General features: G+C 73.1%; 10 protein-coding genes. 6 read left to right on the top strand and 4 right to left on the bottom strand.

Annotated features, from left to right (window positions below; genetic code table 11):
• The coding region (locus ABZ914_RS40230; protein WP_500199824.1) for a hypothetical protein at positions 1 to 949 on the bottom strand (949 nt) is incomplete at its 3' end.
• 107 nt (positions 950 to 1,056) lie between these two features.
• On the opposite strand from ABZ914_RS40230, the gene ABZ914_RS40225 reads away from it, so the two are divergent.
• Positions 1,057 to 1,671, top strand: coding sequence for a TetR/AcrR family transcriptional regulator (locus ABZ914_RS40225; RefSeq protein WP_500199823.1), 615 nt, complete (start codon positions 1,057 to 1,059; stop codon positions 1,669 to 1,671).
• A 42-nt stretch (positions 1,672 to 1,713) separates the two neighbouring features.
• Here the strand turns inward: ABZ914_RS40225 and phoU are convergent, their stop codons facing one another.
• Positions 1,714 to 2,376: a phosphate signaling complex protein PhoU gene (gene phoU, locus ABZ914_RS40220; RefSeq protein WP_500199821.1), complete on the bottom strand. Its 663-nt coding sequence runs from the start codon at positions 2,374 to 2,376 to the stop codon at positions 1,714 to 1,716.
• A gap of 180 nt (positions 2,377 to 2,556) precedes the next feature.
• Here phoU and ABZ914_RS40215 point away from each other — a divergent pair, with 180 nt between their 5' ends.
• Complete coding sequence (locus ABZ914_RS40215) at positions 2,557 to 3,759, top strand: sensor histidine kinase (protein WP_500199820.1); 1,203 nt, start codon at positions 2,557 to 2,559, stop codon at positions 3,757 to 3,759.
• A gap of 5 nt (positions 3,760 to 3,764) precedes the next feature.
• Positions 3,765 to 4,436 (top strand): winged helix-turn-helix domain-containing protein, encoded by a 672-nt coding sequence (locus ABZ914_RS40210; protein WP_500199818.1) that lies wholly within the window; start codon positions 3,765 to 3,767, stop codon positions 4,434 to 4,436.
• A gap of 83 nt (positions 4,437 to 4,519) precedes the next feature.
• Here the strand turns inward: ABZ914_RS40210 and ABZ914_RS40205 are convergent, their stop codons facing one another.
• Together ABZ914_RS40205 and ABZ914_RS40200 are read right to left on the bottom strand one after the other, a co-directional pair.
• Complete coding sequence (locus tag ABZ914_RS40205; RefSeq protein WP_500199817.1) at positions 4,520 to 5,425, bottom strand: hypothetical protein; 906 nt, start codon at positions 5,423 to 5,425, stop codon at positions 4,520 to 4,522.
• A gap of 125 nt (positions 5,426 to 5,550) precedes the next feature.
• Positions 5,551 to 6,309 carry a hypothetical protein gene (locus ABZ914_RS40200; RefSeq protein ID WP_500199815.1) on the bottom strand — a complete coding sequence of 253 codons (759 nt, stop codon included), beginning with the start codon at positions 6,307 to 6,309 and terminating at the stop codon, positions 5,551 to 5,553.
• A 362-nt stretch (positions 6,310 to 6,671) separates the two neighbouring features.
• Between ABZ914_RS40200 and ABZ914_RS40195 the strand changes: the two genes are divergently transcribed.
• The 3 genes from ABZ914_RS40195 to ABZ914_RS40185 all read left to right on the top strand — a co-directional run.
• Positions 6,672 to 7,154: a CarD family transcriptional regulator gene (locus ABZ914_RS40195; protein WP_067459337.1), complete on the top strand. Its 483-nt coding sequence runs from the start codon at positions 6,672 to 6,674 to the stop codon at positions 7,152 to 7,154.
• Between the two features lie 22 nt (positions 7,155 to 7,176).
• Complete coding sequence (ispF, locus tag ABZ914_RS40190) at positions 7,177 to 7,647, top strand: 2-C-methyl-D-erythritol 2,4-cyclodiphosphate synthase (RefSeq protein ID WP_500199812.1); 471 nt, start codon at positions 7,177 to 7,179, stop codon at positions 7,645 to 7,647.
• Positions 7,648 to 7,803: 156 nt separating this feature from the next.
• On the top strand, positions 7,804 to 9,024 hold a 1,221-nt coding region (locus tag ABZ914_RS40185), incomplete at its 3' end, for a DUF2637 domain-containing protein (RefSeq protein WP_500199811.1).

The raw sequence follows: 9,024 nt of genomic DNA, 5'->3' as shown, positions 1-9,024 counted from the left end.
CGGCGCGGCCGCGCCGGGCGCCGAGCGCGAGGAGGGCCGCCCCGAGGACCGTCCAGCCGGCGAGCACCGCGATCGGGCGGGCGGCGCCGGCGCCGTCGAAGAAGGCCGCCGAGCGCAGCAGGGTCGCGCTCGCGCCGGGCGGGAGGTACTGGCCGATCTCGCCCCACGGCCGGGGCAGCAGCTCGGGGGCCGAGGTCGCGGCGGACAGCGGGTTGCCGACCAGCAGGAAGACGAAGGCGCCGACGCCGAGCCCGGCCCGTCCGAGGGACGCCAGCCCGGCGACGGTGCCGGTGACGGCGGCGATGGTGACCGCCATGACGCCGGCGATGGCGAGGTAGGGGCCGGGCAGCAGCGACATCCAGGACTGCGCGAGCGCCGCCGAGCCGAGCCCGCCGAGCAGCGCGAACAGCAGCACCCCGGCGGACCGCCAGGACACCCGGCGGACCGTGAAGGTCAGCAGCGCGGCCGCGGCGATCGACGACATGATCAGCGGGAGCGCCATGCCGCCGAACCCGGTGCCGCGCGGGTCGTCGGGGTCGGCGGCGACGACGTCCCGGACGGCGGGCACCGCCCCCGCCGCCGCGTCCCGCTTCGGGGCGAACCGCTGGGCCAGCGCGTCGAGCTGCTGCGCGACCGCCGGGGAGGCCGCGGAGGCGGTGAGCACCTGCGTCCCGGACGGCGTGGCGATGATCGCGCCGTAGGCGTCGCGGTCGGTGAGGGCCTTGCGCGCCGACGCCTCGTCCGGGCGGGTCGAGATGGCGAAGGCGCCGGGCCGGGCGTCCGCCAGGCGCTCGGCGACCGGTCCGGCCGCGGGACCGGCGATGACGATGGGGACGCGGCGGGGCGCGAGGTGGGCGGCCGGCCACGCGAACGCGGTGATCATGATGAGCTGCAGCAGTGCGGCGCCGGCGGCGACGCCCAGGGCCCGCACGGCGGGGGAGGACTTCATGCCCGCTCCTCAAGAAAAGCGAATGTCCGTTCTTTTTAGCTCCCGGAAAGCGTCGCACCGCTCCGTCCGGCTTGTCAAGAAACGAACGTTCGTTTTAGATTGGCGCCATGCCGCGAGTCAGCGAGGAGCACCTCGAACGCCGCCGCCGCCAGATCCTGGACGCCGCGCGCCGGTGCTTCGTCCGCAAGGGCGTCCACGAGACGTCCATGCAGGACATCTTCGCCGAGTCCGGGCTGTCGGCCGGGGCCGTCTACCGGTACTTCAAGAGCAAGAACGAGATCGTCGCCGCCAACCTCATGGCCGTGGTCGGCGACCTCCAGGCGTTCCTGGTCGACCTCACCACCGGCGACCGGCTGCTCCCGCTCGACGAGATCCTCGAGGCGATCGCCGAGAAGCTCACCGGCCTGTCCGGCGAGGACGGGCCGGTGCGGCTCGCCCCGCAGGCCTGGGCCCTCGCCATGTACGACCCGGACCTCGCCGACCACCTCACCCGGTCGTTCGCCGGGCTGCGCGAGATCTGGGGCGCCTACCTGCGGCGGCTCGTCGGCGAGGGGCGGCTGCCGGCCGGGACCGACGTCGAGGCCGCGAGCAAGACCCTCTTCGCGATCATGCCCGGATACCTGCTGCAGCGGCTCCTGATCGGCGACGTCGCGCCGCAGGACCTGAAGCGGGGCATCAGGGCGCTCGCCAACGCCGCCCTCGTCGCCCAGCCCGCCGTCTGAGCCGCCGCGCGCCGCGGCGCGGGCGAGAGCGCGCCGCCAGGGTCAGGGGAGGTCGGTGATCTCCGCGGGGCGCTGCCCGGTGACCAGGTAGACGACGTTCTCCGCGACGTGGACGGCGTGGTCGGCGAAGCGCTCGAAGTAGCGCCCGGCGAGCGTGATGTCGACGGCGGGCTCGACGCCGTGCTTCCACTTCGGGGACAGCAGGATGTCGAACAGGCGGCGGTGCAGGCGGTCCATCTGGTCGTCGTCGGCGTCGAGCTCCAGGCCCATCTCGACGTCCTGCGACGCGATCACGCTGCCCGTCTTGGCGATCATCCGCTCGGCGATCTGGCCCATCTCCAGCACGGTGGCCTGCAGCTCGGGCGGGACCGCCGTCTCGGGGTGGCGGCGGCGGGCGGTCTTGGCGATGTGCACCGCGAGGTCGCCCATCCGCTCCAGGTCGCCGCTCATCCGCAGCGCGGTGATCAGGGTGCGCAGGTCGCCGGCGACCGGCTGCTGCCGGGCCATCAGGTCGAAGACCGTCTCCTCGATCTCCGCGTCGATCTTGTTCACGTGCTCGTCCCCGCTGATGACCTCCTCCGACAGCCGCAGGTCCGCGTCCAGCAGCGCGGTGACCGCGCGCGCCATCGCGGAGCGGACGAGGCGGGTCATCTCCACCAGCTTGTCGGAGAGGGAGTCGAGCTCCTCGTGATACGCGTCACGCAATTGGGATTCCTCGGGGCAAAGGGGGCGAAAGACGGTCATTCTGGGCGGACTCGCCCACGCAACAGCCTGCCCGACCAGCGTGAACCCTCGCGTATAAGAAGGTGAACTTTCGGGGAACGAGACGCCGTTCCGGCGGCCCGCCGGGCGGCGGGCCTCGAAACGCCGCTTACGATCCGTGGTGTGGAGGTCGAAATCGTCGCGAGCCTGACCGGGCTTGCCGGGCTCGCGATCGGGCTCGCGACTGGATTGGCGGTGCGCGTGAGCGAGCGAGCCCAGCGGACGGCGTCCCTGGCGGCGCCTGCCGGAGGCGTCCCACCGGGGGTCGCCTCGGTGCTCAGCGTCCTGCGGTCCTCGGCCGTCGTGCTGGACGCCGAAGACCGGGTGCTGCGGGCCAGCTCGGCCGCCCGCGCGTTCGGCATGGTCAGCGGAGAGCGCCTCGTCATCGACGAGCTGCTCGTGATGGCCCGGCTCGTCCGCCGCGACGGCGAGATCCGCGAGACGGAGATCCAGGTCGGCGAGACCCGCCGCCGCGGCCGCGCCGAAGGGCGCTGGTTCGCGGTCCGCGTCGCGCCGCTCGGCTCCCACGGCCTCGTCCTCGTCCTCGCCGAGGACCTCACCGAGATGCGCCGCACCGAGGCCATCCGCCGCGACTTCGTCGCCAACGTCAGCCACGAGCTGAAGACCCCCGTCGGCGCCCTCTCGCTGCTCGCCGAGACCGTCGAGGGCGCCGCCGACGACCCCGAGGCCGTCCGCCGCTTCGCCGGGCGCATGCAGTACGAGTCGGTCCGGCTGACCAACCTCGTCCAGGACCTGATGACCCTGTCCCGCATCCAGGGCGACGAGCCGCTGCCCGAGCTGCGGCCCGTCCGGCTCGACGAGATCACCGCCGAGGCCATCGACCGCTGCTCGATCAAGGCGTCCAGCAAGGACATCGAGCTGGCCGCCGGCGGGCAGGAGGGCCTGCGGGTGCGCGGCGACGAGGAACTGCTGATCACCGCGCTGCGCAACCTGATCGACAACGCCGTCGCCTACAGCCCCGAGCACACCCGGGTCGTCGTGTCCGCCCGCCGGTGCGACGACCGGTACGTCGAGATCAACGTCACCGACCAGGGCATCGGCATCCCGGAGGCGGAGATCGAGCGGATCTTCGAGCGGTTCTACCGGGTCGACCCGGCCCGCTCGCGCCAGACCGGCGGCACCGGCCTCGGCCTGGCCATCGTCAAGCACGTCACCACCAAGCACGGCGGCGAGGTGACGGTATGGAGCAAGGAGGGGTCCGGATCGACGTTCACGCTCCGGCTCCCGCTCCTCGACCCGCCCGTCCCCGCAGTCAGGCCCGTCGAGAGGGCAGCTATGGAAACCGCCCGGGAGGCAACACCGTGACCCGCGTGCTCGTCGTTGAAGACGAGGAGTCGTTCAGCGACGCACTGTCGTACAACCTGCGCAAGGAGGGCTTCGAGGTCGCGGTCGCGGCCACCGGGCCCGACGCACTGGACATCTTCGAGCGCAACGGTGCCGACCTCGTGCTGCTCGACCTGATGCTGCCCGGCCTCCCGGGCACCGAGGTCTGCCGGGAGCTGCGCACCAGGTCCAGCGTGCCGGTGATCATGCTCACCGCCAAGGACAGCGAGGTCGACAAGGTCGTCGGCCTGGAGCTCGGCGCCGACGACTACGTCACCAAGCCGTTCTCCACCCGCGAGCTGATCGCCCGCATGCGCGCGGTGCTGCGCCGCCAGGGCGAGGTCGAGGAACTGGCCCCGGCCACCCTGGAGGCCGGGCCGGTCCGGATGGACGTGGAACGGCACGTGGTCAGCGTCGCCGGCGCCCCGGTCCAGCTCCCTCTGAAGGAGTTCGAGCTGCTGGAGGTGCTGCTCCGCAACGCGGGCCGCGTCCTGACCCGCATGCAGCTGATCGACCGCGTCTGGGGCGCCGACTACGTCGGCGACACCAAGACCCTGGACGTCCACATCAAGCGCCTGCGCGCCAAGATCGAGGCGACCCCGTCCTCGCCGCGCTACATCGTCACCGTCCGCGGCCTGGGCTACAAGTTCGAGCCCTGATCGGAACGAGAACGGCCCGTACGGCGAGTGCCGTACGGGCCGTTCCGTCGTTCGAGGCCGGGAATTTGGCTGGGGCCAGGGTCTTACGGGGTGGCCGAACCGGCGGGCGTCGGGGTGGCCGAGCCGGCGGGCGTCGGCGAGGCGCCGCCCGTGCCGGAACCGCCGGACACCGTCGGGGCCGGGGACGCGCCGCCGGTCGGCGTCGCCTCGGTCCCCGGCGCGGCCGGGTAGGTCTCGTACTCGCCCTGCTGCGGGATCACCGGCACCTGGACCTGCACGGAGCCGGCCTGCTCGAACCGCAGCGTCACCATGATCTGCTCGCCGCCGACCAGCTGCTGCGCCGCGCCGGTCAGCACGACCAGCGGGCCCGTGCCGGTGGCCGGCGACGGCACGCTGGCGCCCTGCGGCGGCGCCGACGGCGTGGTGCTGGACGTCTGCGACGGGTTGCCGCTCGGCACCTGGCCCGCGCCCGTCGGGCTCGGCGTGACGGGGGTGCCGGTCGCGCCCGGGGTCTCGGTGGCGCCCGGCGACTTCTTGCCCTTCTTCGGCGACGGGCTCGTGCTCGCGGGCGCCGCCGGAGCGATCGTCTGCCCGATCAGCTTGACCGCGCCGCCCACACCGGACGGTGCGGCGGCCGGGATCACGACGCCGCCGCCCTGCAGCTTCACCTGCGAGAAGGCCGGCGAGCTCACCGAGATCAGCTTGTCCGGGCGGCCCTTCACCTGGTTGACGATCGTCGCGTACAGCGGCGCGGCGCCGCCCGCCGGCAGCGTCTGGCCCGGCTTCGGCCCCAGCACGAACAGGTTGCGCACGTCGATCTGCGCCGCCGCCGGCTTGTTCGACGGGACGGACGTGTTGACGCCTTCCGTCAGCTGGGTGGGAGCGGAGGTCTGAGGTTCCTCGCCGGCGCCGCAGCCGGAGATCACCGGTGCGATCGCGACGGCGCCCGCGACGGCGAGCGCGACCACTCGACGGCTGTTTCGGATCACGGCGTCGGTCTCCTCGCGAAAAAAAGGGGTGTTGAAGGTTCCAGGTGGCGTGAGATACGCCAGGGGAAGCGTAGCGAGGTCCCTGCCCGAACCCTGATCCGGGGTGGCGACACGGACGGAAAATGTCAGCCGTATCTCAGCGATTTGACCTTCTGCGCGAGATCCGGGCCGGGGGTCGCGCCCGCCACGACGTTCTTGACGACGCCGTCCGGCTGGACGAACACGGCGGTGAGCGCGGACCCCGCCGCCGGCGCCGGGGCGTAGGCGCCCGCCAGCAGGGCCTTCGAGTCCTCCAGGATCTCCGCCGTGCCGTCGTGGGCCGTACCCGCGCACGCCTTGATGTCCTTGAGCGGGACCGGCTGCCGCCCCGACGCCGGCCGCGGATCGGCGACCAGCATGAACCGGACCCCGTACTCGTGCGCGCTGCCCGCCAGCGCGGCGACGACGCCCGGGCACTCCGCGCCCGGCGGCACGATGCCGAACACCGCGGGCCGCAGGTCGCGCAGGTCCCTGGTGTTCTTGTCGCGGTTCACCACGTCCACTGCCCCGGCCGGCAGCAGCCCGCCGATCTCGCCCGGCGCGGCGGCCGGGCTCGGGGCCAGCGCGACGCCCTTCGGACGCGGCGCCGGGCGCGGCCCGAACGCCGTCATCAGCGCCCCGCTGATCAGCGCGACCAGCAGCGCCCCGGCGATGATCGGGATGGCGACGCCGAACCGGGTGACCGGGCGGGCGACCCGGCGCAGCCGCCTGCGGCGCCGGCGGCGGCGCTCCTCGCGGCGGTAGGCGAGCACGTCGCGGTCCAGCTCGCGGGCGTCATCGGGCACGACGACGTCGACGTGCGGGAGCCCGTAGTCATCGGGGTCGGGGTCGCCGTCGGGCCTCACGCCGCACCTCCCTCGCCGTCGCTCGCCGGCACCGCCTCGCCGTCCGCCACTGCCCGTTTCGGTCCCTTCCGGCCGCTTCGTACCCGCCCGGGGCGGCATGTTCACCTCCAGTATGGGGCGCGTCCGCCCGATCGGCAGCGGGGACGCTTGTATCGCGAGGGGGGTTGGCGGTAAGGGCGTTCCGGGGGGAGACTGGTGGTGCTCCGGTCACGCTGAGTGCGGGGAACAGGTGCGTGATGCACCATTAAAGAGCTTTGTCAATACCCCAATATGCGGCTTGACCTGCGGATATGTCGGGAAGGCCGGTTCAGCCACGCTGGTTTCCGTGCTACCCTGGTCCTAGCGGAAGGGGTACTTGTCACATGACTTTCCAGGTCGGCGACACCGTCGTCTACCCCCACCATGGGGCTGCTCGGATCGAGGCCATCGAGACTCGCACCATCAAAGGTGAGGAAAAGACCTATCTGGTCTTGAAGGTCGACAAGGGCGACCTGACAGTGCAGGTTCCGGTCGAGAACGTCGAGGACGTGGGCGTCCGGGACGTCGTCGGCCAGGAGGGTCTGGAGAAGGTGTTCGAGGTGCTCCGCGCACCCTACACCGAGGAGCCCACCAACTGGTCGCGCCGGTACAAGGCGAATCTCGAGAAGCTCGCCTCCGGCGACGTGAACAAGGTCGCCGAGGTCGTCCGCGACCTCTGGCGGCGCGACAAGGAGCGCGGCCTGTCGGCGGGCGAGAAGCGCATGCTCGCCAAGGCGCGCCAGATCCTGGTCAGCGAGCTCGCGCTCGCCGAGAAGACCAACGAGGACAAGGCCGAGGCCCTGCTCGACGAGGTCCTGGCCAGCTGAGTTGAACGCGCGGATTCCACGGGTGGGCGTCGGTACCGACGTCCACCCGTTCTCGTCGGAGCCGCGCCCCCTCTGGGTCGCGGGGCTCGAATGGCCCGGAGAGGGCCACGGCCTGGCCGGGCACTCCGACGGCGACGTCGCCGCGCACGCCGCGTGCGACGCCCTGCTGTCGGCCTGCGGTCTCGGTGATCTCGGTGCCGTCTTCGGCACCGCCGACCCGCGCTGGGCCGGGGCGCCCGGAGTCGACCTGCTGCGCGAGGTCGCCCGCCTGGCCGCCGACGCCGGCTTCGCCATCGGGAACGTCGCCGTCCAGGTCGTCGGCAACCGGCCCAAGATCGGCAAGCGCCGCGCCGAAGCGGAGAAGGTCCTCGGCGAGGCGCTGGGCGGCGCCCCCGTGAGCGTCTCCGCCACCACCACGGACGGCCTCGGCATGACCGGCCGCGGTGAGGGGCTGGCCGCCATGGCCACCGCCCTGGTCGTTCCCACCTCCTGATCTTCCCGCCGCATCGCGGCCGCATAGCGGGCTTCTCGGGGCTTAAGGTGCGCCGTCCTGGATCATCGCGGCGAAGATGCGGGTGAGCGGCGTCCGGGCTGGCTAGGGTCGCCTTGAAGGCCCACCCCGCAAGGCGTTCACCCCGGAACGAGAGCCATGCCATCTGATCCCACGCGCCCCGGCGGCCCCCGCTACAGCCCTGCCCAGCGGCGGCTGCTCACCGCGACCGCCGGCCTCGTCGTCGTCGCGCTGGCGGCCGGCGCCTACGTGCTGACCTATCCCGTCCTGCGCGAGCTCGCGCTGGCCGGACGGGCGAGCCGCCGGTGGGCGCCGGTCTATCCGGTGATGGCCGACGCGCTCACCGCCATGACGATCCTCGCGTTGCTGGTCGCGCGGAACGCCCGCTGGTGGAGCAGGCTCCTGCGCTGGGCGCTGCTGCTGCTCCTGGTGGCCGGGGCCGCCGCTGCCGCCGTCCAGCACGCCGTGTGGGGGTTCGACTCGCTGCCGCGCGACTCCGTCCGCGCGGGCGTGGCCGTGGCGCCGCACGTGATGCTGGTGATCGCGGTCTGGCTGTGGCTGACGATGATCAAGCAGGTCCGGGTGTCCCGTCCCGCCGCGGACGAGCCCGGGCCTGTCGAGGCGCAGCGCGGCCACGTCAAGGTGCTCCCGGCCCTGGAGCCGCCCGCCGCGCTGGAGGCGCCGGCGGCCGAGGAGCACTCCTACGAGGAGGAGCGCGGGTACGAGCCGCGCCCCCGCCCGCTGGACCTGCTGCCCGTCGCCTCGTCCGAACCCGAGCACGAGTTCGACCACGCCACCGTCCACGAGTACGAGGTGGCACGCGACCACGGATACGAGATGCCGCAGGGCCACCGGCCCGACCTCGACCACGATGACGAGCCGGTGTCCCGGCACGACGTGACCCGCGAGGACGACTACGCGGGCGCGCGCGGGCACGATGACGAAGACGAGTACGCGCAGGGCCGTGAGGTGACCCGCGAGGACGACTACGCGGGGGCGCGCGCCGCCGCGCGTGAGGGCTACGGCGTGGCGTCCGAGGGCTACGGCGTTGCGTCCGAGGGCTACGGCGTGGCGCGCGAGGGCTTCGGCGAAGCCGACGACGAGCAGGACTACGACGTCGACTACGCGGAGGAGTACGAGCGCGAGCCGTCCCCTCCGCTCGACCCGCTGCCCGAGCCCGGCCCGGCGCCCGCGCTGCTGCCCACCGACGTCGAACTGGTCAGGGGCCGCGACGCCGATGGCCCCGAGCCCGGGGAGAAGGCGCGGACGACCCGTCCCGACATCGTCGTTCCCGGTGCGGAGGGCGCGGGCGGCGTCGACGGCGCCGACGCCGAGGCCGGCGATGCCGAGCCCGCCACC

It is taken from the genome of Spirillospora sp. NPDC046719, assembly GCF_040645715.1.
Classification (GTDB): Bacteria; Actinomycetota; Actinomycetes; order Streptosporangiales; family Streptosporangiaceae; genus Spirillospora.
Note: the sequence above shows the minus strand (reverse complement) of the source record. Positions and strands in the feature narration are given on the sequence as shown.